The 25,994-nt window shown below is 63.6% G+C and carries 24 protein-coding genes and 1 pseudogene; 11 read left to right on the plus strand and 14 right to left on the minus strand.

Features of this window, described 5'->3' with window-relative positions:
• The first annotated feature begins 15 nt into the window (after nt 1-15).
• Nucleotides 16-1,623, plus strand: a complete 1,608-nt coding sequence (locus tag ACFY9W_RS23535) for an FAD-dependent protein (RefSeq protein ID WP_391135438.1) — start codon at nt 16-18, stop codon at nt 1,621-1,623.
• Nucleotides 1,624-1,702: 79 nt separating this feature from the next.
• Here ACFY9W_RS23535 and ACFY9W_RS23540 read toward each other — a convergent pair whose 3' ends face one another.
• Nucleotides 1,703-2,167, minus strand: coding sequence for a glycine zipper 2TM domain-containing protein (locus tag ACFY9W_RS23540; RefSeq protein WP_009684613.1), 465 nt, complete (start codon nt 2,165-2,167; stop codon nt 1,703-1,705).
• A 146-nt stretch (nt 2,168-2,313) separates the two neighbouring features.
• Here ACFY9W_RS23540 and ACFY9W_RS23545 point away from each other — a divergent pair.
• A pseudogene (locus tag ACFY9W_RS23545) lies at nt 2,314-2,538 on the plus strand (hypothetical protein); the annotation flags it as partial.
• Between the two features lie 166 nt (nt 2,539-2,704).
• Here the strand turns inward: ACFY9W_RS23545 and pdxH are convergent.
• From pdxH to dinG, 5 genes are all read right to left on the minus strand, one after another.
• Nucleotides 2,705-3,352: a pyridoxamine 5'-phosphate oxidase gene (pdxH, locus tag ACFY9W_RS23550; protein WP_391135443.1), complete on the minus strand. Its 648-nt coding sequence runs from the start codon at nt 3,350-3,352 to the stop codon at nt 2,705-2,707.
• Nucleotides 3,353-3,370: 18 nt separating this feature from the next.
• Nucleotides 3,371-4,348, minus strand: coding sequence for an OmpA family protein (locus tag ACFY9W_RS23555; protein WP_391135446.1), 978 nt, complete (start codon nt 4,346-4,348; stop codon nt 3,371-3,373).
• Between the two features lie 99 nt (nt 4,349-4,447).
• On the minus strand, nt 4,448-5,593 hold the full coding sequence (locus ACFY9W_RS23560; RefSeq protein WP_391135449.1) for a serine hydrolase: 1,146 nt from the start codon (nt 5,591-5,593) through the stop codon (nt 4,448-4,450).
• Nucleotides 5,594-5,702: 109 nt separating this feature from the next.
• Nucleotides 5,703-7,937, minus strand: a complete 2,235-nt coding sequence (locus ACFY9W_RS23565; protein ID WP_391135452.1) for a beta-galactosidase — start codon at nt 7,935-7,937, stop codon at nt 5,703-5,705.
• Between the two features lie 80 nt (nt 7,938-8,017).
• The gene (dinG, locus tag ACFY9W_RS23570; RefSeq protein ID WP_391135455.1) at nt 8,018-10,162 is read right to left on the minus strand and encodes an ATP-dependent DNA helicase DinG; all 2,145 of its coding nucleotides are present in this window, start codon (nt 10,160-10,162) and stop codon (nt 8,018-8,020) included.
• Nucleotides 10,163-10,260: 98 nt separating this feature from the next.
• On the opposite strand from dinG, the gene ACFY9W_RS23575 reads away from it, so the two are divergent.
• Nucleotides 10,261-10,725, plus strand: coding sequence for a CopD family protein (locus ACFY9W_RS23575; protein ID WP_391135458.1), 465 nt, complete (start codon nt 10,261-10,263; stop codon nt 10,723-10,725).
• A gap of 118 nt (nt 10,726-10,843) precedes the next feature.
• Here the strand turns inward: ACFY9W_RS23575 and ACFY9W_RS23580 are convergent, their stop codons facing one another.
• From ACFY9W_RS23580 to ACFY9W_RS23595, 4 genes are all read right to left on the minus strand, one after another.
• On the minus strand, nt 10,844-11,602 hold the full coding sequence (locus ACFY9W_RS23580; RefSeq protein ID WP_391135461.1) for a collagen-like protein: 759 nt from the start codon (nt 11,600-11,602) through the stop codon (nt 10,844-10,846).
• On the minus strand, nt 11,595-11,870 hold the full coding sequence (locus tag ACFY9W_RS23585) for a DUF1145 domain-containing protein (protein ID WP_391135464.1): 276 nt from the start codon (nt 11,868-11,870) through the stop codon (nt 11,595-11,597). The genes ACFY9W_RS23580 and ACFY9W_RS23585 overlap by 8 nt, the downstream gene beginning before the upstream one ends.
• A 99-nt stretch (nt 11,871-11,969) precedes the next feature.
• Nucleotides 11,970-12,689 (minus strand): OmpA family protein, encoded by a 720-nt coding sequence (locus tag ACFY9W_RS23590; RefSeq protein WP_391135467.1) that lies wholly within the window; start codon nt 12,687-12,689, stop codon nt 11,970-11,972.
• Between the two features lie 89 nt (nt 12,690-12,778).
• On the minus strand, nt 12,779-13,471 hold the full coding sequence (locus ACFY9W_RS23595; protein ID WP_016713781.1) for an OmpA family protein: 693 nt from the start codon (nt 13,469-13,471) through the stop codon (nt 12,779-12,781).
• A 159-nt stretch (nt 13,472-13,630) separates the two neighbouring features.
• On the opposite strand from ACFY9W_RS23595, the gene ACFY9W_RS23600 reads away from it, so the two are divergent.
• The 4 genes from ACFY9W_RS23600 to ACFY9W_RS23615 are packed head-to-tail and all read left to right on the plus strand — an operon-like array spanning nt 13,631 to nt 15,282.
• The gene (locus ACFY9W_RS23600) at nt 13,631-14,125 is read left to right on the plus strand and encodes a DUF6231 family protein (protein WP_391135471.1); all 495 of its coding nucleotides are present in this window, start codon (nt 13,631-13,633) and stop codon (nt 14,123-14,125) included.
• Nucleotides 14,126-14,127: 2 nt separating this feature from the next.
• Nucleotides 14,128-14,604, plus strand: coding sequence for a YchJ family protein (locus ACFY9W_RS23605; protein WP_391135474.1), 477 nt, complete (start codon nt 14,128-14,130; stop codon nt 14,602-14,604).
• A gap of 2 nt (nt 14,605-14,606) precedes the next feature.
• Entirely contained in the window at nt 14,607-15,077 is a 471-nt protein-coding gene (locus ACFY9W_RS23610; RefSeq protein ID WP_391135477.1) for an LEA type 2 family protein, read from the plus strand.
• Nucleotides 15,078-15,084: 7 nt separating this feature from the next.
• Nucleotides 15,085-15,282: an SEC-C metal-binding domain-containing protein gene (locus tag ACFY9W_RS23615; RefSeq protein WP_009684590.1), complete on the plus strand. Its 198-nt coding sequence runs from the start codon at nt 15,085-15,087 to the stop codon at nt 15,280-15,282.
• A gap of 29 nt (nt 15,283-15,311) precedes the next feature.
• Here ACFY9W_RS23615 and ACFY9W_RS23620 read toward each other — a convergent pair whose 3' ends face one another.
• The 4 genes from ACFY9W_RS23620 to ACFY9W_RS23635 are packed head-to-tail and all read right to left on the minus strand — an operon-like array spanning nt 15,312 to nt 18,917.
• The gene (locus tag ACFY9W_RS23620) at nt 15,312-16,214 is read right to left on the minus strand and encodes a pyridoxal-phosphate dependent enzyme (protein ID WP_391135480.1); all 903 of its coding nucleotides are present in this window, start codon (nt 16,212-16,214) and stop codon (nt 15,312-15,314) included.
• Nucleotides 16,211-17,422, minus strand: coding sequence for an MFS transporter (locus tag ACFY9W_RS23625; RefSeq protein WP_391135483.1), 1,212 nt, complete (start codon nt 17,420-17,422; stop codon nt 16,211-16,213). The genes ACFY9W_RS23620 and ACFY9W_RS23625 overlap by 4 nt, the downstream gene beginning before the upstream one ends.
• Nucleotides 17,419-18,207 carry an alanyl-tRNA editing protein gene (locus tag ACFY9W_RS23630; RefSeq protein ID WP_391135486.1) on the minus strand — a complete coding sequence of 263 codons (789 nt, stop codon included), beginning with the start codon at nt 18,205-18,207 and terminating at the stop codon, nt 17,419-17,421. The genes ACFY9W_RS23625 and ACFY9W_RS23630 overlap by 4 nt, the downstream gene beginning before the upstream one ends.
• On the minus strand, nt 18,204-18,917 hold the full coding sequence (locus ACFY9W_RS23635) for a serine O-acetyltransferase (RefSeq protein WP_391135489.1): 714 nt from the start codon (nt 18,915-18,917) through the stop codon (nt 18,204-18,206). Before ACFY9W_RS23635 ends, ACFY9W_RS23630 begins: the two co-directional genes overlap by 4 nt.
• A 171-nt stretch (nt 18,918-19,088) precedes the next feature.
• On the opposite strand from ACFY9W_RS23635, the gene ACFY9W_RS23640 reads away from it, so the two are divergent.
• From ACFY9W_RS23640 to ACFY9W_RS23655, 4 genes are all read left to right on the plus strand, one after another.
• Entirely contained in the window at nt 19,089-20,429 is a 1,341-nt protein-coding gene (locus tag ACFY9W_RS23640; protein ID WP_391135492.1) for an aminotransferase class I/II-fold pyridoxal phosphate-dependent enzyme, read from the plus strand.
• A 103-nt stretch (nt 20,430-20,532) separates the two neighbouring features.
• Nucleotides 20,533-22,974, plus strand: coding sequence for a penicillin acylase family protein (locus tag ACFY9W_RS23645; protein WP_391135494.1), 2,442 nt, complete (start codon nt 20,533-20,535; stop codon nt 22,972-22,974).
• A gap of 239 nt (nt 22,975-23,213) precedes the next feature.
• Nucleotides 23,214-24,230: a ligase-associated DNA damage response exonuclease gene (locus tag ACFY9W_RS23650; RefSeq protein WP_391135497.1), complete on the plus strand. Its 1,017-nt coding sequence runs from the start codon at nt 23,214-23,216 to the stop codon at nt 24,228-24,230.
• Complete coding sequence (locus ACFY9W_RS23655; RefSeq protein ID WP_391135500.1) at nt 24,227-25,885, plus strand: ATP-dependent DNA ligase; 1,659 nt, start codon at nt 24,227-24,229, stop codon at nt 25,883-25,885. Before ACFY9W_RS23650 ends, ACFY9W_RS23655 begins: the two co-directional genes overlap by 4 nt.
• Nucleotides 25,886-25,994 lie beyond the last annotated feature (109 nt).

Raw genomic sequence — 25,994 nt, forward strand, 5'->3', positions numbered from 1 at the left:
ATACTGGACCCTGCCATGCTACGAATCACCGAACTGAAGCTGCCCCTGGACCATCCCGACGAAGCCCTGCGTGAAGCCATCGTCCAGCGCCTGGGCATCCGCGACGAGCAACTGCTCAGCTTCAACCTGTTCAAGCGCAGCTACGATGCGCGCAAGAAGAACAGCGAACTGCTGTTCATCTACACCATCGACCTGGAAGCCAGCAACGAAGCTGAGCTACTCGGCAAGTTCGCCGACGATCGCAACATCGGCGTGGCACCAGACGTAACCTACAAGTTCGTCGGCCACGCCCCCGCCAACCTGCAGGAGCGGCCGATCGTGGTCGGTTTCGGCCCGTGCGGCATCTTCGCCGGCCTGTTGCTGGCGCAGATGGGCTTCAAGCCGATCATCCTCGAACGTGGCAAGGAAGTACGCCAGCGCACCAAGGACACCTGGGGCCTGTGGCGCAAAAGCGTGCTCAACCCCGAGTCCAACGTGCAGTTCGGCGAAGGCGGCGCCGGCACGTTCTCCGACGGCAAGCTGTACAGCCAGATCAAGGACCCGCAGCACCACGGCCGCAAAGTGCTGGAAGAGTTCGTCAAGGCCGGTGCGCCGGACGAAATCCTGTACATCAACAAACCGCACATTGGTACTTTCCGCCTCACCGGCATGGTCGAGCAGATGCGCCAGGACATGATCGCCCTGGGTGCTGAAGTCCGCTTCCAGGAGAAGGTCACCGACCTGCTTGTCGAAGACGGCCAACTGACCGGCGTGGTGCTGGAGAGCGGCGAACAGCTGCACTCGCGCCATGTGGTCCTGGCCCTTGGCCACAGTGCCCGCGACACCTTCCGCATGCTGCATGCCAAAGGCGTGTACATGGAAGCCAAGCCGTTCTCGGTGGGCTTCCGTATCGAGCACCCGCAAACGCTGATCGACAAAGCGCGCCTGGGCAAATACGCCGGCCACCCGAAACTGGGCGCCGCCGACTACAAGCTGGTGTATCACGCCAAGAACGGCCGCTCGGTCTACAGCTTCTGCATGTGCCCGGGCGGCACCGTGGTCGCAGCTACCAGCGAGCCGGGCCGAGTGGTGACCAACGGCATGAGCCAGTACTCGCGTAACGAGCGTAATGCCAACTCTGGCATTGTCGTCGGCATCGACCCCGAGCGTGACTACCCGGGTGGCCCGCTGGCCGGTATCGAACTGCAAGAGCGCCTGGAAGCCCACGCCTATGTGATGGGGGGCAGCAACTACCAGGCGCCCGCGCAGTTGGTTGGCGACTTTGTAGCTGGCCGGCCATCGACCGCGCTGGGCAGTGTCGAGCCGTCCTACAAGCCGGGCGTTACCCTGGGCGACCTGGCACCTAGCCTGCCGGACTTCGCCATCGAGGCGATCCGTGAGGCGCTGCCGGCGTTCGACCGGCAAATCAAGGGCTACAACCTGCATGATGCGGTGTTGACCGGGATCGAGACACGGACCTCGTCGCCGCTGCGGATTACCCGGGGTGAGGATTACCAGAGCCTGAACCTCAAGGGGCTGTTCCCGGCAGGTGAAGGGGCTGGGTATGCGGGTGGGATCCTGTCGGCGGGTGTCGATGGCATTCGCATTGCCGAGGCCGTGGCGCGGGATATGCTCGGCCTTTGATCTTGTATCGCCCTGGCTGAAATGAAAAAAACCCCGACTGGCAGGCGCCATGTCGGGGTTTTGTTTTACTGCGCGACGGTTAGTGCGAAACGCGGCTGGTACCGTCAACAGTCATGATGCGCACGCGGTCGCCGACACGGAAGATTTCATTCTCCTGCACAGCCTGAACGTAGGCACGCATGCTGCCATCGTCTTCCCGCACGGTGATCTCGACGCCTTGGGTACGGGTCAGGCCCTCTTCGGCGGCGGAGCCGGCCAGGCCGCCGGCAACGGCACCGATCACGGCAGCCACGATGCTGCCACGGCCACCGCCTACGGCGCTACCGGCAACGCCACCCACGATGGCGCCAGCGCCACCGCCGATCGGGGTCTTGGTACCCTCGATCTTGACCGGGCGCAGGGATTCGATGGTGCCCATGCGCACAGTTTGCACACGGCGCGCCTCGTCACGGGAGTAGCTATCACCGGTCAGGCTCGAGGCACAGCCCCCCAGCAGCAGCGACATGGTGGTAAAGGTCGCCACCAGCAAAGCGGATTTACGCATGGGTAAAGTCTCCATAAGTCAGGTGCTCATTAGACGCTGCACGTTGACGGCTGTCACGGTACAAACGTAATAAAATTGTTTTCATTCAGCCGAGGTACAGCCAGTACAGCTGTGCCATGGTGCTTCAATTGAGACCAAGGATAGCCATGGATTACTTCATCGTCGTGGTCACCACCGTTGCGGGGCTGTATTTCCACGGGTGGCTGTATGTGCGCATGCGTCGCTGGATGGACCGGGATCTGGCGTTGTCGCTGGCGGGGGCGGATCCGGCGAAGCGCGAATACATGCTGCTGAGGTTGCAACAGGCGCGGGTCGAGAAGGTCGGGCGCAAGCAGCTGGCGAGATGGTTGGAGCGGGAGGCGGCGGGTTACTCAGACCAGGATCGGGGTCCGTGTACCCACCGTGTGGGAGCGGCCTTGTGTCGTGAAAGGGCTGCGGAGCGGCCCCAGGATTTCACAAACCATGCATAGAATGCCGGGGCCGCTTCGCGGCCCTTTCGCGACACAAGGCCGCTCCCACACGATCGCGTCAGGCGGTCTAAGGCGCCAGTCGCTCGCGCAACCATTGCCCATCAACCAAACGGTAGTTCAACCGGTCATGCAGGCGGCTCGCCCGCCCCTGCCAGAACTCGATGCGCTCCGGCAGCAACCGGTAGCCACCCCAATGCTCCGGGCAATGCGGCTGGGTATCGGAGAAGCGTGCCTCAGTAGCCTTGACCAGCCCCTCCAGCTCTTCACGACCAGCAATCACCCGGCTCTGCGGGGAAGCCCAGGCCCCCAGGCGGCTACCCAGCGGGCGCACCTGGTAGTAGTCGTCCGACTCCTTGGCCGTTACCTTTTCCACACGCCCTTCGATGCGCACCTGGCGCTCCAGCGCCGGCCAGAAAAACGTCATGGCGGCGAAGGGGTTGGCCTGCAGTTGCTGGCCCTTGGCGCTGTCGTAGTTGGTGAAGAAGGTGAAGCCCTGCTCATCGAGCCCCTTCAGCAACAGCACGCGACAGTGGGGACGGCCTTCGCCATCGACAGTAGCCAAGGTCATGGCATTGGCTTCTACCGGCGCCTGTTCGGTTTTCACCGCATCGGCAAACCATTGGTGGAACAACGCGAACGGCTCCCCCGGGGCCTGGGTTTCAGCCAGGCCATCACGGGTGTAGTCGCGGCGCATATCGGCCAGGGATTGGGTCATTGCTGCGTTCCTTGACGATCAGTTGGTCTTCGCAGGGCTGTTGGCAGCTACTTTCTTGTCAGCGGTAGCTTTCTTGGCGGCAGGCTTGGCCGGCGCAGCTTTTTTCTTGGCCGCAGTCTTGGCTGGGGCCTTGGCTTTGGCTACCGGCTTCTTCACAGCAGCCTTGGCGGCCGGTTTGCTGTCGTTGGCCTTGGCGGCTGGCGCCTTGGCATCCTGCACCGCAACCATCGATGCCGGCACTGGCGCCGGGGCAGCCTGCTGGTACTTGGCCAGCAGTGCGACCATGGTGTTCTGCGGGGTCAGCAGCATTTCAACACGACGGTTCAAGGCACGGCCTTCAGCACTGTCGTTGGCGGCACGCGGCATCACCGAGCCCATGCCCTTGAGGGTCAGGCGATCACGCTGCAGGCCGCTAAGGCGGAAGATTGCCGATACCGAAGCGGCGCGCTCCAGGCTGAGTTTCTGATTGGCGGCAGCGACACCGCTGGTGTCGGCATGGCCCAGTACCAGTACGGCAGTCTTGGGGTCACCTTCGACGGCCTTGGCCACCCGGGTGATCGGGCCAAGGGTCATGGGCAGCAGCATGTTCGGGCGGTCGGGGTTGTACGAACTGTCCACCGGCAGGGTTACCGCCAGCACATTGTCGCGACGCTCCAGCTCCAGCTTGCTGTCCTTGATCGCTTCGCGCAGCTTGGGCTCGTACTCGTCCAGCCAGGCCTGGGTAGCCTTCTGGTCGATCTTCGGCACGACCGGCCCTTTGGCTTGCTTGTCGTCGCCACCGAACGGCCACCACCAGCGGCTGGCACTTTCGGACTTGGCATCGGCTTTGGCCACGTTTTCAGTGACAGCTGCCTTCACTTCCTGCTCGGCAACCTTGTCCGAACCGAAAGGCCACCAGCTGGAGCCACCTTCCTTGGAGCCGTCCGGGGAGTGGCTGGCGCAGCCCGTCACGGCGGTCAGGCACAGGGCGAGTGCTAAGGTTTTATGTGAAGACATCAGCGATACACCATGAAATTGAAAGAAATTTTGCCAACGCACTTCAGGCGTTGGCATTGAGGATAGACAAAGGGGTGGGGCATTACCCGCATTACCCGATCAAAGGCAAGTGGCAAGAACGCGTACCAGTTTCTGTGCGCGTGGGTCCATGAGCACGTATGGGCCAAGCGTATTGACCACGAAACCGAAGGCCACATCGTGTTCCGGGTCGGCAAAACCTACCGAACCACCGGCACCAGGATGGCCAAACGCACGAGCACCGAGGCCAAAGGTGGCATTGGCCACATCAGGCTGGTCGAGCATGCAGCCCAGGCCGAAACGGGTCTGGGTAAGCAAGGTACGGTCCTGACCGATGCTGTGCTCGCGGGTCAGTTCATCGAGCAGCTCGGATTCGAGCAGGCTGCCGTCGAGCAAGCCGGCATAGAAGCCCGCCAGGCTGCGCGCGTTGCCATGGCCATTGGCCGCTGGCTGCTGCATGCGCCGCCATTCCGGCTTGTTGGTGCTGGTCAGGATCGCCGGCGGGTTGGTGAAGGCACGGGTCGACAATGCCTCGGGTTCACGCATGGTCACTTGCAGCAAGCGCTGAGCTGCGGCGTCCCCGGGGTTGCCTTTGCCACGGGCGATATGCGCCACGCGATAGAATTCTTCGTCTGCCAGGCCGACATGGAAATCCAGCCCCAGCGGGCGGGCAGTACGGGCCACGATCGAGTCGCCAGGGCCACGGCCATCGGCGCGGCGGATCAGCTCGCCGATCAGCCAGCCGTAGGTAATGGCGGCATACCCATGTTCGCTACCGGGTGCCCACCAGGGCGTTTCAGCCGCCAGGGCATCGACCATGGCCTGCCAGTCATACAGCGCTTCGGCTGGCAGCAGGTCACGGATGGCCGGCAAGCCGGCGCGGTGGCTGAGCAATTGGCGCAAGGTGATCGACTGCTTGCCGGCCTGGGCGAACTCAGGCCAGTAATTGGCAACTGGGGCATCCAGGGCCAGCTTGCCCTCGCCTACCAGTTGCAGGGCGGTAACGGCGGTGAATGTCTTGGTGCAGGAAAACAGGTTGGCGATAGTGTCGCTGTGCCAGGCCTGCTGGCCATCCTTGTCAGCGCTGCCGGCCCACAAGTCAACGACGGTTTCGCCACCGACCTGGATGCACAGCGCCGCGCCACGCTCCTGGGGATCATCGAACAGCGCAGCAAAGGCTTCGCGCACGGCTTCGAACTTCAGCTCATAGTGACCCTGGATCTGCACCCGCTGTACTCCGTACGACCATGTCCAAAAAAGGTGTGCATTGTTTCAGTAGTTGGGTGTTTTGCAAACTGGCTTGGGCCAAATGGTCGCGACGAACGGTAGCCTGAGGTCAGGGAGCCGGCTTTTCCAACTGGCCGCGCAATTGCCCCATGGCCTGCAAGTTGCTCTTGCGCACCGCATCGACAAACCCCGGGTACGGCACATCGGTGATGGCCACCAGCCCGAGGTGCCCGTTCTCGCCATCGAGCAGGCGACCGCTGGCTGGCTGGTCGAGGTACTGGAACCAGTGCGCACCCACGATCATCGGCTGCGCCAGGGCCGCCTTGAGGAAGTTGCCGTAGGCCGGGCCACGGTCTTCTTCCCGCGCCAGCTCCAGTGGCCCCGGCCAGAACGGCCCGCGGTCACGCGAGCCGAACTGGAACTCGGATACCAGCACCGGCTTGTCCAGCTCCGCAAGCCGGGCGAAGTCGTAGCCGTCCTGCGGCTTGAGGGTATAGAAGTTGAAGCTGAGCACATCGCAGAACTCGGCACAGGCCTTGACTGCCTCCGGCGTGCTGACCGCATAGCGGCCGCCGAGCAGCAGGTGATTGGGGGCATGCCACTTCAAGGAATCGGCAATGGTCTTGAAGTAGGTCTCGGCGAATACCTGTTGGAAGTGCTGGTAGTCACGCTCGATTTCCGGGTGCTCCGGGTTGGGCAACGGCGCCTCGAAGCCCGGGTCTTCCATCAGTTCCCAAGCGGTCAGTTCAATGCCCCAGGCCTTGGAAAGCCCTTGCTGGTTGCGGTACTTGTCGCGAAGCTGCTTGAGGAAGGCGCGCTTGGCTGGCACATCGGTGGTCAGGCGCAAGGTGCCGTAGGCCAGGCCATAACGGGCTTTGGGGTCATTGCCTGGTGCAGCCCAGGCCAGTTCGTTGTCGGCGAAGTAGCCGATCAGCCAAGGGTCGTCACGGTGATCACGTGCAGCGATCGCCACGGCGCGCTCGGTAGCCATGGCAAAACGCGGGTCGAACGGGTCGGGCATGCTGCCCCACCAGTCCATGCCGGTGCTGATGCTGGCGTAATCACCCACGATCGACAGCGGCAAGGTGTAGGGCATTCGCTTGGCCTGGCCCAGGGCGGGCTCGCTCCAGTTGCCGACCGTGTTGAAACCCCATGCCTGCAAACGGTCGAGTGCATGTGCCTGCCAGCGGTCGGCATCGAGCACCAGTGGCGGGCAGTTGGCGGGCTGCCCTTCCATGGCGGGCGGGCACGGCTTGCCGTAGGTGCGCTGCAGGTTGGCGGCGTAGAAATCGAACCAACGCCCTTGCTTGAAGTTGCGCCCTTGCGACGAGGCGTTGCCATCGTCGTTGTTGCCTTCGCCATAAAATGCGGCCAGTGCTTCACCTTCGCCCGGCAACGCCTTGAACATGCCCTCACGGCCTGCGACGTATGTGCGCCCGCCGTCTGCTGCTACCGCGTTGACCCCCAGGGAATAGAACGGGTGCCCCTCTGGCGTTACAAGGTACCAGCGGCCGTCACGCTTTTCGGTGCGGAAGAAGCCCTTGGCCTCGAACGCAGGCCCGGCCAGCAGCCCGCCATATTCGTCCAGGTGCTGCTTTGCGCGCTCAGCCAGCCAGCCCTTGAGCTGTTGTTGTTCGCGCGTATCGGCCGCCTTGAGCTGCTCGTCATTGCCAACCTTTTCCGGCCAGTTGGCGCGAGTGGATTGTCCATAAGCATCAATCAGCTCCTGGTACGCCGCCTTGTAGGCCTGGTCGTCATCCTGAATACCCACCCGCTCGATCAGCAGGTTCTGCGCCACCTTGGGGCTGGGTATGCTCAGGCTGACCGAAGCCACCTGCTTGAGGTCTACCGCGCCCGCACTGCTGGTCAACAGCAAGCGTTGACCGCCATGGTTCCATGGCATGGGTGGACCGGCGCGCATGCCCTGGCTCAGCGGCGAGCTGGCAGTCAGGGGCACCATCACCGTTTGCGCAGGGCCGGCAGGCAGGTCGATACGGCTGGTCAATGTGCGGCCATCGCTGCCTTGCACCGTGACATCCACAGTAAGCGCCCAGTCCATGGCACTTTGCAGGCGCAAGGTGAGAAACTGCCCGGCAGACCAGTCCCACACCCCGCCTTGCGGGCTCAGGCGCAAGGTCGGCCGCTCGGCCGGGTTGAACACCACGCGCCGCAGTACCTCGCCCTCGGCCGTTTGCTCCGCGTTGTACTGCGGCATGCCGGTATCCTCGGTCGCCACATTGACCACCGAGGCCGGGCGCACGAAGCTGAACAGCGTCTGCTGCCCAGCCAGCAAGGGCGAGCTGAACAACAGGGCAAAAACGGCAGGCAGGGTGTGGCGGACCATAAGGCTGGGGCTCTCCTTCAGGCCCCTCATGGGCCCAAGACTGAGGAATGGACAGCACGCCGGAGCAATTGCTCCGGCGGTCAGGAAATCTCCCGCCGGAATGGCGGCAGCGCGTTGAGAATAGCCTTGCCGTAGCGCTGGGTGACCAGGCGACGGTCAAGCAAGGTGATGACGCCGCGATCCTGTTCGGTACGCAGCAGGCGGCCACAGGCCTGGATCAGCTTCAGCGAGGCGTCGGGCACGGCAATTTCCATGAACGGGTTGCCGCCTCGTGCCTCGATCCACTCCGCCAGCGCAGCCTCGACCGGGTCATCGGGAACGGCAAAGGGAATCTTGGCGATGACAACGTGCTCGCAGTACGCACCAGGCAAGTCGACCCCCTCGGCAAAGCTGGCCAGGCCAAACAGTACGCTGTGCTGGCCGTCATCAACCCGCGCCTTGTGCTTGTTCAGCGTTTCCTGCTTGGACAGGTTGCCCTGGATCAGCACCAGCTTGCGCCAGTCACGGTCCAGCCCGTCAAACACGTCCTGCATCTGCTTGCGCGATGAGAACAGCACCAATGCGCCGCGGGCATCTTCGACAATGTTCGGCAACTCGCGGATGATCGCCGCGGTGTGTGCCGCCGCATCGCGGGGGTCTGCCTTGAGGTCGGGAACCCGCAGCAGGCCGGCGTCACCGTGTACGAACGGGCTGGGCACCACGCAGGTGACCGCATCACGGGGCAAACCGGAGCGCATGCGGAAGCGGTCGAATTTACCCAGCGCGGTCAACGTCGCCGACGTCACCAGCGCACCGTGGGCAACGCTCCACAGGCTGCGGCGGAGCATTTCGGCGGCAAGAATGGGGCTGGCGTTGACTTCGATATCGAACATCGCACCACTCTCGGCCAGCGTCAGCCAGCGCGCCATGGGCGGGCTGTCTTCCGGGTCCTCGGCGGTAAAGGCCGTCCACAGTTCCCAGTTGCCCTGGGCCCGCGTAACCAGGCTGCCGAACAGCGGGTACCACTCCTCGGCCTGGTGGCTGGCGATGCCGATGCTGACCTCGCCATCCATGCCTTCCTTGAGCAGGTCGGCCAGGCGGGTGAACAGGTCGTTGAGGCGGGCAAAGCCCTTTTTCAGCTCGATGCCCACTTCGCGGATCTGCTCTGGCACCACCCCGCCCTCGAAACGATAGCGCGGGCGTTCACGGCCTTCGGTGTCCTCGCTGGGGCGGAAGTCCGCAACCTGCTCGCACAGGGTGAACATGAACTGCTGCTGGGTGCGTACTTCCCGCGCCAGCTCTGGCACCTGCTCGATGTACTTGCCCAGATCGCCGGGTAGCGGGTGCTGGGCCAGCAGCTTGGTCAGGTTCTTGGCCGTCTGCTCCAGCCAGTCGGACGTGGAGCGCAGGCGCGAATAGTGGGCGAAATGGCCAATGGCCTTGTCTGGCAGGTGGTGGCCTTCGTCGAACACGTACAGGGTGTCGCGTGGGTCGGGCAACACCGCGCCGCCACCCAGGGCCAGATCGGCCAGCACCATGTCGTGGTTGGTGACGATCACGTCGACCTTGCCCATGCCTTCACGGGCCTTGTAGAACACGCACTGCTGGAAGTTCGGGCAGTGGCGGCCGGTGCATTGGCCATGGTCGGTGGTCAGGCGTGCCCAGTCCTGGTCTTCCAGGGCTTCGGGCCAACTGTCACGGTCACCGTCCCAGCGGTTGCCGGCAAGCTTCTCGATCATGCTGTTGAACAGCTTCTGGCTGCGCTCGTCGACTTCGATGCGAAAGCCTTCTTCCTCGAACAACTGGGCCGTGGCCGACTGGGCGTGGCCCTCCTGCAACAGGATGTCGAGCTTGGACAGGCACAGATAGCGGCCACGGCCCTTGGCCAGGGCGAAGCTGAAGTTGAGCCCGCTGTTGCGCATCAGGTCGGGCAGGTCCTTGAAGACAATCTGCTCCTGCAGGGCCACGGTCGCAGTGGCAATGACCAGGCGCTTGCCAGCAGCCTTGGCCGCTGGAATGGCAGCCAGGCTGTAGGCCACCGTCTTGCCGGTACCGGTGCCTGCCTCGACCGCCACCACGGCAGGCTCGCCGGCACGGCAGCCTTCGTCGTCGCAGGCGATGTCGCCAAGCACCTTGGCCACTTCGGCGATCATCAGGCGCTGGCCATAGCGTGGCTTGAGGCTCTTGGCTTCTAGAAAACGCGAGTAGGCGCCCTGGATGGTGGCTTTGAGTTCGTTGCTGATCATGGTCTGCAGGTGCCCGGAGGGCTGGATATATTTTCAGTGTTTCGCATGGGGCGGCTATCATACCCCGCTATTGCCCTTTATGCCGCATGGAGATCCGGATGCTCGCCTTTGCCCTGCCCTACACACTGCATGTTCTGGCTGCCCTGGTATGGGTCGGCGGCATGTTCTTCGCCTGGCTGGTGCTGCGCCCGGCAACGGTTGCAGCCCTTGAAGGGCCTGCGCGGTTGCGCCTGTGGGTGGAAGTTTTCCGACGCTTCTTCGGCTGGGTCTGGCTGGCCGTGGCGATATTGGCGATAAGTGGTATCGGCATGTTGCACGTGCGCTTCAGCGGGTTCGAGACTGCGCCGAAGTACGTGCAGGTGATGATCGGCGGCGGGATCGCCATGTTTGCCTTGTTCATGCGCATTCAGGCGTTGCTGCTACCGGAGTTGAAGGCGGCGGTGCAGGCCGAGGACTGGCCGACCGGTGCGGCGGTGCTGGGGCGAATCCGGCGGATGGTGGGCATCAACCTGCTGCTGGGCCTGGCCGTGGTTGCGGTGGCCAGTTCGCGGCTGATGATCTGATGCTGCTTGCACCGGCCCTATCGCCGGCAAGCCAGCTCCCACAGGTACTACACATGGCTTAAGGCCGGTGCGGTCAAGGTGGGAGCTGGCTTGCCGGCGATAGGGCCAGTGCAGGCTTTTAGAGGCGCTGCAAGATCAGCTCACCTGCGGCTCCTGCCAGGCCCGGCTGGCCGGGCTGACCCGGCCGGCCATTGGCGCCGGCATCGGTGCGGTACACCAGGCACCCTTTGCTGGCCCCGCCTTTACCTGCCTTGCCGGCCGCCCCGGCCTTGCCCGGTGCGCCGCCATCCAGGCGCACCACGATGTGCTCCTGCGGGAACCCCTGCGGCAGGCTCAGGCGAATGCGCCCACCCGGTGCGCCATCGTGCCCGTTACCGCCGTCATCGCCATTGGCACCGCGGCTGGCCTGGCCCCAGGTGCAGCCCCCGGCCTGGCCGTTGCCGCCATCAAGCCCCACGTAACCCGGCGCGCCCGCGCCACCGCGTGCATCGATCGCCACCCGTTCGGCATCCAGCTCAGCCAGTTTCAGGTCCAGGCTGCGGCCTGAGCGGGCTGCCCGCTGATAATTGCCCGCCGCCCCGGGGGCACTGAATTCGCTGCCCTCGCCCAACCTCGCGCTACGCGCCTCGATCAGTAACGGGCTGTCAGAAGGGGCAATGGCGATACGCGCATCACGCCCCAGTTCCAGCTGGTCGACCGTCAATTGCGCAAGCGAGGCTGGCAGCAGCAGGGTTGCCGAATCGGCGACACGCAGGTGCGTGAGGTGCACGCTGGCCGATTTGTCAGGCAAGCGCAGCATGGAATTGGCGGCGACCTCAAGGCTTTCGGCCTGGGCCAGGGGTGCGGCCAACATGGCCAGCAACATCAGATTACGCATTTCGCGGCGCCTCCTGCGCACGGGGAATGGACATGACATGAAAGATACCCGTCAACAGGATCTGCAAGCGGTCGAACCAACGGTGGCTACGCCCACGCAAGCTACCATTGAAAAACAGCACTTCGAGCAGGTGCAGGCCGAACAGCAAGATGCCAGCGGCATTGATCAGCAGATTGAAGGGCAAGGGTTGTGGCATCAACTGATTGAACAACACCACACCCCAGAAAGCGACCGTCAGGACCTTGCCCAGGCCCAGGATGAACTTCATACACCGCCCCCTATGGATTGTTGTTATGTCGAGACGGCCCGTTCGAGCGGGCCGTGCGGCCAACATTAACTGCAATGCCAAGGCAGGCGCCAGCACCGCTCAGTTCAGGTGCAGCTCCACCCGTCGGTTGCGGGCGCGCCCCTCTTCGCTTTCGTTGTCGGTGATCGGCTGGCTTTCCCCACGCCCTTGGCTGGTGACCTTACCCGCCTCCAGCCCCTGGCTGATAAGGTATTCGGCGACGCTGCTGGCACGGCGCTCGGAAAGCGCCTGGTTGTAGCTGTCGGAGCCGACGCTGTCGGTATGCCCGATCACGGCAACCTTGGCTACTGTCGGTGAATTGAGCTTCGCCACCAGGCCTTGCAGCCGTTGCTGGGCAGCCGGCGTCAGGTCGGCTGAATCGAAGGCGAACATCACCGCGCCGTTGTCATCCAGGATGATCACTTCAGGTGACGGTTCGGGCGCAGTGGCAGGCGGCGCTGCCGGGTATTCCTTCAACGGGCAGCCCATGTGGTCGACCGCCGTGTTGGCGGGGGTGTCAGGGCAGTGATCGCGGCGGTCGAAAATACCGTCGCCATCTTCGTCACCATCCTGGGCGTAACAGATCAGCCCCCCGGTGACGGCGCCCAGGGCCCCGACACCTGCGGCCCAGGCAGAGCTTTCGATAGCGCCCAGGCCGCCACCGACCAGGCCGCCCAGCAGGCTGCAAACAGGCCAGGTCCTTTGGTTGAGGGGCGCGCTGCCATCACTGTGCGTGGCGCAGCCTGCGAGCAGGCTGGCTGCCACCAACAGCGGCAATGCCGCCTTCGACGTCACACTCATGCTGAATGCTCCTGTGTCATTGGCCACAAACGGCTAACCGGCATCAACACGCGCCCGTGCCACTGCTCAAGGCACGGGCGCACGCCGGCTTACCGCTGGATCTTGATCTCGGTACGGCGGTTCATGGCACGCCCTTCGGCTGTAGCGTTGTCTGCCACCGGCTGGGTTTCACCAGCACCGACCACCGACACGAAGCTGCTGCGCGGTACGCCGCTCTCGACCAGGTAATCGGTCACCGAGTGGGCACGGCGCTCGGACAGTTTCTGGTTGTAGCTGTCAGAGCCAACGCTGTCGGTATGGCCGCTGACGCTCAGGCGGGCGGATGGCGCTTCCTGCTTCAGGCGCGTGGCAATGGTATTGAGGCGCTCTTTGTCGCGGGCGGTCAGCTTCGCAGAGTCAAACTCGAAGTGCACATCACGGATGACGATGACTTCTTCCTTCTGCACCACCACTTCCTCGACCACGGCTGCCGGCTCTGGCGGGCACCCGTTGGCATCGACCTGCACACCACGCGGCGTGCCCGGGCACTTGTCCCGGCTGTCCGGCACGCCGTCGCCATCCTCGTCGCCATCGCCATGGGCCCAGCAGTAGCCCGCCGCCAGGCCACCGCCCAGCAACGCACCCCAGCCAGCCCAGCTGGAACTTTCAATCGCGCCCAACGCGGCGCCGCCTACACCCCCGACGGCAGCACACTTCGGCCAGTCGGTTTTTTGCAAACCTGCACAACCAGTCAACACACTGGTGAGCAGTACCAGGGGTATCGCTGTGCGTACTATGCTCATTTCATTGCTTCTCCTAGGGGGAATCGGCATAAGACCGATCTCTGGGAGTAAAGACCGCGCATTCCAACCCTGCCAGCAATAAGCCACGACGTGGCCACATGCCTCTTTGCCCGCAGGCTGCGGACCGCTAGTCTTGGACGACTTCAATGAGGACAGGCAATGACCGAAGGTTTCTCCCAACGCACCCCACAGCAAGCTTTGGCGGCCTTGCTGGAGCGCTTCACCCCGCAACGCCTGCTGCTGGTAGGCACACGCTTCCCGGCGCTGGACGCCTTCGCCCAGGCACACCCGCAGGTGACCATCGCCACGGCGGCACCGGGCCCGCTGCCCGCCGAACTGGCGGCCCAGCGTTTTGACCTGGCGGTACTGGTGGACTGCCTGGAGCATCTGCCCAAACGCACCGGGCTGGAACTGCTCGGCGGCATTCGCAACCTCAATGCCAGCCGGGTTGCGGTGCTGGCGGATCTGGCCGCCAGCGGCTGGCAGGACACCGACTTTTTCGCCCTGGCCATGTCGGCCAGCGAGAAATTCTGCCGTGACCAGCAGGTTTTGAGCCTGTTCACCTATGATCTACATGACTACAAGCAAGTCCCGGACTGGCTCAACGCCAGGTTCTGGGCCAACCCTGAAAACTTCGGCAAGTACTGGTGGTGATGATGAGTGTCTCGGTCTGCCCTTGTGGCAGTGGCAACCTGCTCGATGCCTGCTGCGGGCATTACCATGCCGGTACCCCGGCACCGGATGCCCAGACGCTGATGCGCTCACGCTACAGTGCCTACGTGCTTGGCCTGGTCGACTACCTGGTAGCCACCACCCTGCCCGCCCAGCAAGCCGATCTGGACCGTGCCGGCATGGCTGCCTGGAGCGCCCAGAGCACCTGGCTGGGCCTGGAGGTGGAAAGCGCCGAAATACTGGGCGGCCAGCCAGAGCACGGTTTTGTCACCTTTACCGCGCGCTGGCACGACCAGGAGGGCGATCACCAGCACCGTGAACGCTCAGCGTTCGTACAGCATGGCGGGCGCTGGTACTTCATCGACCCAACCGTTGGCCTGAAGGCCGGGCGCAACGACCCCTGCCCCTGTGCCAGCGGGCAGAAGTTCAAGAAATGCTGCGCCAGTTACGTGGGTAGCTAAGCATGAGCGCCCGCCTGCTGTTGCTCGCCCCCTTGCTGGCGCTGCTGGCGGGCTGTGCCAGTTGGGGCGGTGACGAGTGGCGCGAGCCCGAGGTGCACCTGGTCGAGGTCGAAACGGTCAAGGCCAGGTTGCTGGAGCAGGAATTCGTGCTGCACCTGCGGGTCGACAACCCCAATGACAGCCGCCTGTTCATCCGCAACCTGTCGTATGCCATACGCCTCAACGACTTGCTGCTGGTACAGGATGAAACCAGCGTATGGCGCAGCGTGGGCGGGCATGCCCGGCGCACCTTCAAGATCACCGCGCGAACCAACCTGTGGCAGCACCTCAAGCCACTGGCCAAGCTGCTCAGAAGCAAGCAGCCGCTGCACTACACCCTGCAGGGCGAGCTGGCGACCGGGTTGCTTATCCATCGAGACCTGCACTTATCGCGCAGTGGTGAGATAATCCCCGGCGATCACATCCCGGAGTAACCCTGCAATGTCCCAACAACCCCACGTTCATGGCCCTGACTGCAACCACGATCATGATCACCACCATGACCATGGCCATGTGCACGGCCCGCACTGCAACCACGGCCACCAGGAGCCGGTACGCAACGCCCTGAAGGACGTTGGCCGTAACGACCCGTGCCCGTGCGGTAGCGAGAAGAAATTCAAGAAGTGCCACGGCGCCTGACCTGACCGCCCCCTGCTGCGGGCTCTGCCCTAGGCGGCCTTGCGCCGGCTTGCCCCCAGCAGGTCCTGGTACCAGAGGCCGGCGTCGTAGGCGATGGTCACCACGGTGGTCGCGGCATAGCGCGGGTGCTGGGCCATACGCTGGGCAACGGCAAGGCAGGCAGCGGCGGTGTTGCCGACGAAAATGCCACTTTGCATGTAGAACCAGCGCTGTGCGGCCAGCATTTCTGCATGCTGCACTTGCGCCCGCTCATCCACCAGCGACCAGTCCATGAAGGGCGGGCATACGCCCACCGCCATGCCTTCGAAGCGATGATCGGCAAACACCCCCGCCCGTGAGTCACACCCGCTGGGGTCGACCAGCACCGTCGACACCTCGAAGCCATGATCTTTCAGCCCCAGGGTAATGCCCGTGAAACTGGCACCTGTACCTGCGCACCCGACAAACAGCACTTCCCGCCCTGCCCCGGCGTTGGTCAGCTGCACGGCCAATTCGCTGGCTGTCTGGTAGCGGTGGGCCTCGATGGCCACCGGGTTGTTGAACTGATCGGTGTAAAAGTACGACTTGCCCAGCGCAGCCTGATTATCCAGGTGATGCATCACTACATCCTTGGGGGTGGCGCCAGCGATCAGCATTTCCTTGCCAATCAGCAGGGCGCCGAAACACTCAAGCAGATCCCGCTTGGTCTGGCTGAAACCCAGCCCGACCGCCAGCTCCACGGCGACCTGGTACTTGTGGCACGCCGCCAGCAGGCCAAAACCGAAACTGCCACCGGTTTTTTCGATAACGGTTGTTACCCCGGGAATGATGTCGCCATTGCGCACGGCATGCTCGACGATACGTTGTGCTGCCCGGTATTTGTGGCTCCCGCCCGGGTTGTTCATCTCCAGCTTGGTATAGATGCGATCGCTGACGCTGATGAGCTCGCTCATTTGCGGCTACCTTCCATTGAAGTATGCAGGCTGGCCTTGTTCTGCAGCAGGCCGGCAGTGGCAACCAGCAGCCCGATGCACAGGACCATGCAGATGGCGTTGGTGCCGTCCCAGCCGACCGTGCTCAACAACAGCGACGGGCTAAACGCACCAAGGGTGGCGAAGATGGCGATGGCCAGGTCGTTCTTGCCCTGCATCTGCATCGCCGCCGGGCTGTTCTGCAGCGACTGGGCCAGCAAGGCGCCGCCGCCCACATACGTCAGGTTCCACCCCAGCCCCAGGGCAATCAGTGCCAAGGTCATCATCGCGTAGCTGTGCGACCAGATATTCAGCGCCGAGCAGCCGATCAACAGGGCCAGGCCCGCGCAAATGGTGGTCTTGATGCCTAACCGCTGGATGATCGCACCGGTGAAGAACGACGGGGCGAACATGGCAATCACATGCCACTGGATGGCCAGGCGCACATCAGAAAAATCCTCATGCATGTGTTTCATGTGCATCGAAGCCTGGATCATCAACAGGTTCATGATCCCGTAGCCCAGCGCAGCAACGGCCATTGCCACGACCACGCTCGGGCTTGGCGGCTCGGTACGCGCGCCAGCCGCCTTGGCGGCACTGTCGACCGCGCGGGCCATGCCGGCATCGTCGGGTAGGCACAAGGCAATCAGCAGTGACAGCAGCGCCAGGCCGACGAAGGCTGCATAACACAGCGAAAACAGTGGGTAGCCCCCCACATCCCGCAGCCATTCGGTAAGCGTCGGCCCGACCACAGCGGCCAGAACGCCCCCTGCCACTACCAGCGAAAGGGCTTTGGGCTTCAGGGCCTGGGGAAGGTTGTCGGTGGCCGCAAAGCGGTTGAAGTTGGCGAAGGCGATATACACACCCAGCGCCGAGTGGCTGAGTACCAAGGTTGCAAAGTGCTGATGTTCCACGGCCAGAAAGCCACTGACACCAGACAATGCCAAGGGAATTGCGCCCAGCATGAAGGCCTTTTTGCGGCCGATGCGGCTCATCAGCCGGGAAACCGGGTAGGTTGCCAGCATCAGGCTCAAAAACTGAAAGCCGTATGGCACCGTCGACCATGCAGCGTCTGGCGCCAGCGCCGCGCCGACGATGGCGGCCATGGTCACCGACATGACGGCAGTGGTCAGGTTGATCGACTGTGCGGTGAAGTACAGGTACGTGCGCCGCGGTAACGTGCTGTTCATAGTGCGTGCTCGTGGTAGGTGGACACGTCGACCTCGGCATCGGGGAACGCGCAGATCAGCCGCTCCTTGCCTTTGCCCAGGCGCTTGCGCCTGACGCTCAGGCGCCCGATACGCCGAGGTGAGTCGAGGTGTGTGCCACCGCACGGAATTTCGATACCGTTGTAGGTCCACAAGCGCGCGTCTTCCAGGCCCTCGACCGCATAGTGCTCGATGGGCGCATCGCAGCCGATCAGTTCGTTGGCCCGCCGCTCTATCTCAACCACCTCCTCGGCGGTGAAGGCGTCCTCGACCAGGAAGTCGAAACGTGCCGAATCCTCCTTGATGTGGCAGCCGATGGTCCATTGCTTCAGTTCTTCACGCAGCCCGACGGCAGCGGCATACAGGAAGTGGCTGGCACTGTGGGACAGCGTCAGCCGTTCGCGCCGTTCGATATCGATAGTGACCCGGGCAGGCATGCCTACAGTGACCTCATCCAGCAGGTGCAGGTCATCAGGGTGCACGCTATGAATAATGATCCCGCCCAGTTTTCCGCCTTTGAAACCTTCAAGTCGAATAGGGCTGCCATAGAGTTTTTTAACCCAGACGAAACGCACGGTCCCTATCGGTAATTCAATGGTGCCAATATCAGCTTCCTGACCGCCACCTTCCGGATAAGCCACGGTACTCTGCAATTCGATACCGTCACCATGCACCCGCGTTACTTGAGTATTCGCACCCGCCAGGTATTGGTCTTTGTAATACAGTTTTTCGGTATTGCGCAAAACTTCATAGTTCAGAGCATTCATGATTCGAGTACCACCTGCAATGATGTTTTAACCTGTACCCGGGCAGCGGCTGGTACATCTTTGGTAATAATGCAACCCGGCCCGATAAATGCGCCGTCACCCACGTGAATAGCCCCCAGCACACTGGCGAAAGCGCCGACTTGTACGCCGTTGCCCAGGGTCGGGTGCCTGCGGCTCGACGGGTTGCCACTGATACCCCGGGCACCCAGCGTGACGCCGCCAAGCACGTAGCAATCGTCACCAATGGTCGACGTTTCGCCGATGACAGTGCCCATGCCGTGGTCGATGATGAAGCGTGCACCGATGCGGCTGCGGAAGTGGATTTCCGCTCCCGAGAGCATTTTCCCGCGCCTGGAGATCATCGCCGCCAGGCATTGGCCACCGGCGCCGTAGGCCGCAGTTGTATTGTTGTAGATCCAGTGGGCAAGCCGATAATGTAAAACCGCAGAATACGAAGTGTAGGTTTTTGCAATGAATACCAGGTCGCGGCCAGCCGCCGGGTCCTTCAGGGCAAAGGCCTGCAAATCAGCATGGGCCTGTTCGGTGACGGACTGAATAACCGTGGTTTCTTTCAAGGTTTCAAATTCATCAATTGAACAACACTCCAATAGCGCCGATGTAACAAGGTTCCTTACAACCTTGAATGTTTCCGGTTCATCAGGCACAGGTAGCCTGGCAATGACGGCTGATTGCATATCCATAGAGTGCATGGGCTCGATATCCAGTTGTCTGGTTGCACAGACGCTTAAGGTGCTGCCTCCGCGGGCAGCCAAAACTTCCGACACGGGGATAGTGGCATGTACTGGCCATTTGCAAACGAACAGTCGACAAGCATTTCCGTTAACTGTTAGGCTTTTTTTTCTAACGGTTCGAGACCTGCCATGAACCCCAGCAGCCTTCATCATCAGTTGAAACAACGCCTGGATGCGGGGGAGTGGCTGCCCGGGCAGCGCATGCCCTCCATCAGGAAACTGACGGCTGCGGTCGAATTCAGTTACCACGACGTTGTATCGGCCTATGCCCAGCTGGTCAGCGAGGGTGTGTTGACGGCATCGCCGGGCCGCGGCTACTTCGTCGCGACCCGGTCACGTCAAACAGGCGTGATCCACGAACCCGAGTGCATGGCAGGCGACCCACTGTTCAAATTGCTACAAGGTGGCCAGCACTACACCAAGCTGGGCAGCGGCTGGCTCCCCCCCGCCTGGCGTGACACCGAGTTGCTGGCCAAGGCCATTCGCCGCACGGCGCGGCTGGAGCAGAGCTCGCTGGCCGAGTACGGCGACATCCAGGGCTACCTGCCCATGCGCAAACAACTGTGCGTGCACATGAAGCGGCTGACCCGTGTCGATGTGCGGCCCAACCAGTTGCTGACCACGCTGGGCGCCACACAAGGCCTGGACCTGGTCGCGCGGCTGCTGATAAAACCGGGCGATCACGTTTTCGTGGACGAGCCGGGCAACGGCAACCTGATCAAGCTCATCCAGCTGGCCGGCGGGCATGTGGTCGGCATTCGGCGTACTCAGGACGGGCCGGATGTAGAAGAAATGCGGCGCTACCTGGTGCACAACAAGGTCAGGGCGTTTTTCTGCAACAGCACCTTCCACAACCCGACCGGCAGCAACATCAGCCCGCACAACGCGTTCAGCGTGCTGCGCCTGGCGGTGGAGCATGAGTTCTTCGTGGTCGAAGATGACGTCTATGGCGACTTCAGCCCTGCCGTGCGCCAGACTTTCGCCGAGCTGGATAACCTGGACCGGGTGATCTACATCGGCAGCTTCTCGAAATGCCTGTCGGCATCCTTGCGCGTGGGTTTCATCGCCTGCTCGCTAGACCTGATAGAACCGCTGACACGCCTGAAACTGCTGACCTGCGTTGCGGTACCGGCGTTTTGCGAACGCTTCGTCAACACCATACTGTCGGATGGCACCTATGCGCGGCATATGAAAGATGTGCAGCAGCGCATGATCAGGCAGCAGGTGCAGACCCAACGGTTACTGCTTGAGCGCGGCTGGCAGTTTGAAATCGCACCGCAAGGGGGCATGTTCCTCTGGGTGTATCACCCAGACCTGCCAGACCTGCAACCCTTGGTGCGCAAACTGGAACAACACAAGATCCTGCTGATGCCCGGCTCGGCGTTCGCCGTCACCCGTGACTACCGCCGCTATGCACGTATCAACTGCACGCACTTTTCCGACACGCTGGCAGACCACTTCATCGTTTGAGTCAGCGCTGACAAATAAACCGCCCGCGGACCTTGCACGGCGCCTGCCCGCTTACTACCTTAGCGCCTTTCGAAACCCGCCACGCCTTGCAGGAGCCCTTGCCATGGCCGCCCCCGCCCTTCCTCCCTTCCGCCCGCGGTTTGCAACCGCTGCCACGCTGCTCGGCATGCTCGGGCTGGCCGGCTGCCAGACGGGCGGCTACCAGGACAGCGTGCCACCGACCAGCGGCGTGCAGCCGCTCAAGGGCCTGGCACAGAACGTCTCGGTGCGCCGCAACGCCATGGGCGCCCCGCTGATCGAAAGCAGCAGCTTCCATGACGCGCTGTTCAGCCTGGGCTACGTGCACGCAGGTGATCGCATCGAACAGATGGTCGCCATGCGCTTGCTTGCCCAGGGCCGCCTGGCGGAACTTGCCGGCAGCGACGCGCTGGACATCGACCGCCTGATGCGCGCCGCCAACCTCAAGCAGAGCGCCGCGCAGCAATATGCCGACGCATCGCCGCGGCTCAAGCGCTTCTTTGAAGTGTACGCACGCGGGGTCAATGCCTACCTGTTCCGCTACCGCGACAAACTGCCTGCCGGCCTGGCCAACAGTGGCTATCGCCCGGAGTACTGGAAGCCTGAAGACTCGGCGCTGATCTTCAGCCTGTACGCGTTCAGCCAGTCGGTGAACCTGCAGGAAGAACTCAGCGCCCTGACCCTGGCGCAGAAGGCCGGCAGCGACAAACTGGCCTGGCTGCTGCCCGGCGCCCCGGACGAGCCGCTGGCCGACGGCGAAGTGGACAAACTCAAAGGCCTGAACCTGGCCAGCCAGTTGCCAGGCTTGCCAGCACTGGCCGCCGCCAGCCAGAAGCTGGCCGACCTCGACCTGCTCGGCAGCCCGGGTTCGGCCAACCTGGCCCTGGGCCCGCAGCGCAGCCGCAGTGGCAAGAGCCTGCTGGCCAGCGACAGCCGCGCCGCCTGGGCCCTGAGCCCGGTACAGATCCATACCGGCAAGTACCAGGTCGCCGGCCTGTCGTTGCCCGGCCTGCCGATTGTGCTGGCCGGCTACAACGGCAAGCTGGCCTGGAGCAGCAGCGCAGTGATGGCCGACAACCAGGACCTGTACCTGGAGCAACTGCGCCGCCAGGGCAGCCAGCTGAGCTACCTGGCCGATGGCAAATGGCTGCCGGCCCGCGCCCGTAGCGAAACCTTCTTTGTCCGTGGCCAGCGCCCGCTGCGCGAGGTGATGTACGACACCCGCCACGGCACCCTGTTGGCCCAGCCCGACAACGCCAGCCTGGGCCTGGCGCTGAACTTGCCGCAGTACAAGGCAGACCGCAGCCTGGATGCATTGTTCGACCTGACCCGGGCCAAAAACGTGGAGCGCGCATTCGACAGTACCCGTGAAGTGACTGCCGCTGCCCTCAACTTCGTGTTCGCCGAGCCTGAGCATATCGGCTGGCAGGTCAGCGGCCGTTACCCCAACCGCCGCGAAGGCCAGGGCCTGCTGCCCTCGCCGGGCTGGGAAGGGCGCTACGACTGGGACGGCTATGCCGACCCGATGCTGCACCCCTACGACCAGGACCCACCTGCCGGCTGGATCGGCCACGCCAACCAGCGCAGCCTGCCGCGCGGTTATGGCATGCAGCTTTCAAGCACCTGGTACTACCCGGAGCGTGCCGAGCGCCTGGCGCAGCTGGCCGGCAATGGCCGCCACGACAGCCGCAGCCTGATGGCGCTGCAAAACGACCAGGTAACCTTGCTGGCCGACAAGCTCAAGCAGATGTTCGACGCCCCTGGCATGGCCCAGCCACTCAAGCAGGCAATTGATGCCCTGCCCGGCGCACAGCGCGACAAGGCCCGTGACGCGCTGGCCCGGCTCAAGGCCTTCGACGGCCGCCTGAGCCCGGTGTCGGCGGATGCCGCGCTGTACGAACTGTTCCTGCAGGAAGTTGCGCGGCAGACGTTCCTCGACGACCTCGGCCCGGAGTCCGGCCCAGCCTGGCAGGCCTTCGTCAGCAATGCCCGGTTGTCGTTCTCGGCGCAGGCCGATCACCTGCTGGGCCGCGACGACAGCCCGTTCTGGGACGACCGCAGCACCCCGCAGAAAGAAGACAAACCCGCCATTCTCGCCCGCAGCCTGGCAGGTGCAGTAGATGCTGGCACCACGCAACTCGGCGCCGACCGCCGCGCCTGGCAGTGGGGCAAGCTACACCAGTATCGCTGGCCGGCCCCGGCCTACCATGGCCTGGGCGACCCACTCAACCGTGCGCCGCTGGCCGCAGGTGGCGACTTCACTACCCTGGCCCTCACGCCCTACGCCTGGGGCAGCGACTTCGACACCCGCCTGCCGGCCTCGGCGCGCATGATCGTCGACTTCGGCCAGGCCGAGCCGTTGCAGGTGCTGACCAGCAGTGGCCAGTCCGGTAACCCGGCCAGCGCGCATTACAGTGACGGGCTGGATGCCTGGTTCAAGGGGCGCTTCATGAGCCTGCCGCTGCAGCAGCAGAACTTTGGGCGGGCGTATGGCAGCCAGCGACTGACCTTGGTGCCTGGGAAGTAAACGGCATCGCCTGTTTTGGGGCTGCTTTGCAGCCCTTCGCGGGCACGCCCGCTCCCACAGGTACAGTGTTGGCTCGAAGCCAGCTCAGTCCCTGTGGGAGCGGGCGTGCCCGCGAAACAGGCGACGCGGTGGCGCTGGGTTGCCGGCGACGGGACACAAAACGGCCCCAACCATTTCCAGTCGAACTTCCTTTCTCCTGCATGGTTCCTAACTGGTAACTCCAAACCAGCGCCCACGCCATGGACCTCGTCATCGCCCGCCCCGAAGGCCTGTACTGCCCGCCCGGTGATTTCTACATAGACCCGTGGCGGCCCGTGGACCGCGCCGTGATCACCCACGGCCATGGTGATCACGCACGGACCGGCAATGCCCACTACCTGACCGCAGCCCCAGGCGCCGGCATCCTGCGCAGCCGGCTGGGCCAGGACATCAACTTGCAGACCTTGCCCTACGGCGAGCACCTGCTGCACCACGGGGTGACCCTGAGCCTTCACCCGGCCGGGCATGTACTGGGCTCGGCGCAGGTCCGGCTTGAGTACCAGGGTGAAGTCTGGGTTGCGTCCGGTGACTACAAGGTTGAGCCCGATGGCACCTGTGCCCCCTTCGAACCGGTGCCGTGTCACACCTTCATCACCGAATCGACCTTCGGCCTGCCGATCTACCGCTGGCCCAGCCAGGGCGAGATCCATGCCGACATCAACGCGTGGTGGCGGGCCAACAGCGTACAGGGCAAGGCCAGCGTGCTGTTCTGCTATGCCTTCGGCAAGGCCCAGCGGATTCTGCATGGGCTGGACGACAGCATCGGCCCGATCCTTGTGCATGGCGCCGTCGAGCCGCTCAACCGGGTGTACCGAGACGCCGGCATACGCTTGCCGGAAACCCGCTATGCCGGCGATATCCCACGCAATGCCCCCCTCCTGCGCCACGCACTGGTGCTGGCGCCCCCTTCAGCCAGTGGCAGCAGCTGGATGCGACGCTTCGGCGAGTACAGCGATGCCTTCGCCAGCGGCTGGATGCTGCTGCGCGGCACCCGGCGGCGGCGCGGCGTGGACCGGGGCTTCGTGCTCTCGGACCATGCCGACTGGCCCGGCCTGCTGTGGGCAATCGGCCAAACCGGCGCCGAGCGGGTGATGGTCACCCACGGTTCGGTCAACGTGCTGGTGCGTTACCTCAATGAACAAGGCCTCGATGCCCGCGCCTTCGTCACCGAGTACGGCAACGAGGACGACGTTAACGCTGCCGAACCCACGCCATGAAAGCCTTCGCCACGTTGTACCTGCGGCTGGACGCGACCACGTCCAGCAACGCCAAGCTCGAGGCACTGCGCGACTATTTCGCCAATGCCCCTGCCGAAGATGCGGCCTGGGCGGTGTACTTTCTGGCCGGCGGGCGCCCGCGCCAGCTGGTGCCTACTCGCCTCCTGCGGGAAATGGCCATGGCCCTGGCCGGGCTGCCAGACTGGCTGTTCGAAGAAAGCTACCAAGCCGTCGGCGACCTGGCCGAAACCATTTCGCTGCTACTCCCCCAGAGCACCAATGCTACTGAAGAGGGCTTGGCATGCTGGGTGGAGCAACACCTGCTCCCCCTGCGCGGGTTACCGCCTGAACAGATCCGGCAGCGCCTTCCACCGCTGTGGGCCCGGCTGGACCGCCCAAGCCTGATGCTCTGCCTGAAACTGATCACGGGCAGTTTTCGCGTGGGCGTGTCCAAGCTGTTGGTCACCCGCGCCCTGGCGCAGTTGGCCGGGCTGGATACCAAGCGCGTGGCCCAACGGCTGGTTGGCTACACCGATATCAGCCACCGCCCCACGCCAGCCAGCTATCAGCGGCTGGTGGCTGCCGAGTCGGCTGAAGAACACCACCAGCGCGGCGGCCAGCCTTATCCGTTCTTCCTGGCTCACCCGCTGCAAGTGCCAACCGAACAGTTCGACGCATTGCTGGGGCCGCCGAGTGCCTGGCAGATCGAATGGAAGTGGGACGGCATCCGCGCCCAGGTGGTCAAGCGTGAGGGCCAACTATGGGTGTGGTCGCGTGGCGAAGAGCTGGTGACCGAGCGCTTCCCGGAACTGCACAGCCTGGCGCAAATGTTACCCGACGGCGTAGTGCTGGATGGTGAGATCCTGGTCTGGAAGCCAGGTGATAGCCCTGCTGACCTGGCCGTCCAGCCTTTTGCCTTGCTACAGCAGCGCCTTGGCCGCAAGACACTCGGTAAAAAACTGCTGAGCGATGCACCGGTGGTCTTGCAGGCCTACGACTTGCTGGAGTGGCAAGGCGAGGACTGGCGCAACCGGCCGCAGTACCAACGCCGTCGCCAACTGGAACAACTGGTGGAGGACCACCCGCTTGCGCCTGTATTGCTATCGCCCCTGCTGGCAGGCCCCGACTGGGCCGACCTTGCACGCCAACGCGAGCAATCACGTATCCTGGGTGTCGAGGGCTTGATGCTCAAGCAACGCGAAGCCCTTTACGGCGTTGGGCGCACCAAGGACATGGGCATCTGGTGGAAGTGGAAGATCGACCCGTTCAGCGTCGATGCCGTGTTGGTCTATGCCCAGCGCGGTCATGGCAGACGGGCCAGCCTGTACAGCGACTACACCTTCGCGGTCTGGGACGCACCGGTCGGCACGCCTGGGCGCGCACTGGTGCCTTTTGCAAAGGCCTATTCCGGGCTGACTGACGAAGAAATGCGCAAGGTGGACGCCATCATCCGCAAGACCACGGTGGAAACCTTCGGCCCGGTGCGCAGCGTGTCACCGACGCTGGTGTTCGAGCTGGGCTTCGAAGGCATCGCATTGTCGAAACGCCACAAGAGCGGCATAGCCGTGCGTTTTCCGCGCATGCTGCGCTGGCGGCAGGATAAACCCGTGGACGAGGCGGACGACCTGGCCACGTTGCAGGCGTTGCTGACCTGATAAAAGCTTTGAGGCCGTGCTGGCTTCCCTCGGCTTTAACGCTGTCCCTGTGGGAGCGGGCGCGTCGAGGCGTCGAACCGCCGCGAAGAATCCAGCGCGGTGCATGGCA

It is taken from the genome of Pseudomonas sp. NPDC008258, from assembly GCF_042956345.1.
In the GTDB taxonomy this organism is placed as follows: domain Bacteria; phylum Pseudomonadota; class Gammaproteobacteria; order Pseudomonadales; family Pseudomonadaceae; genus Aquipseudomonas.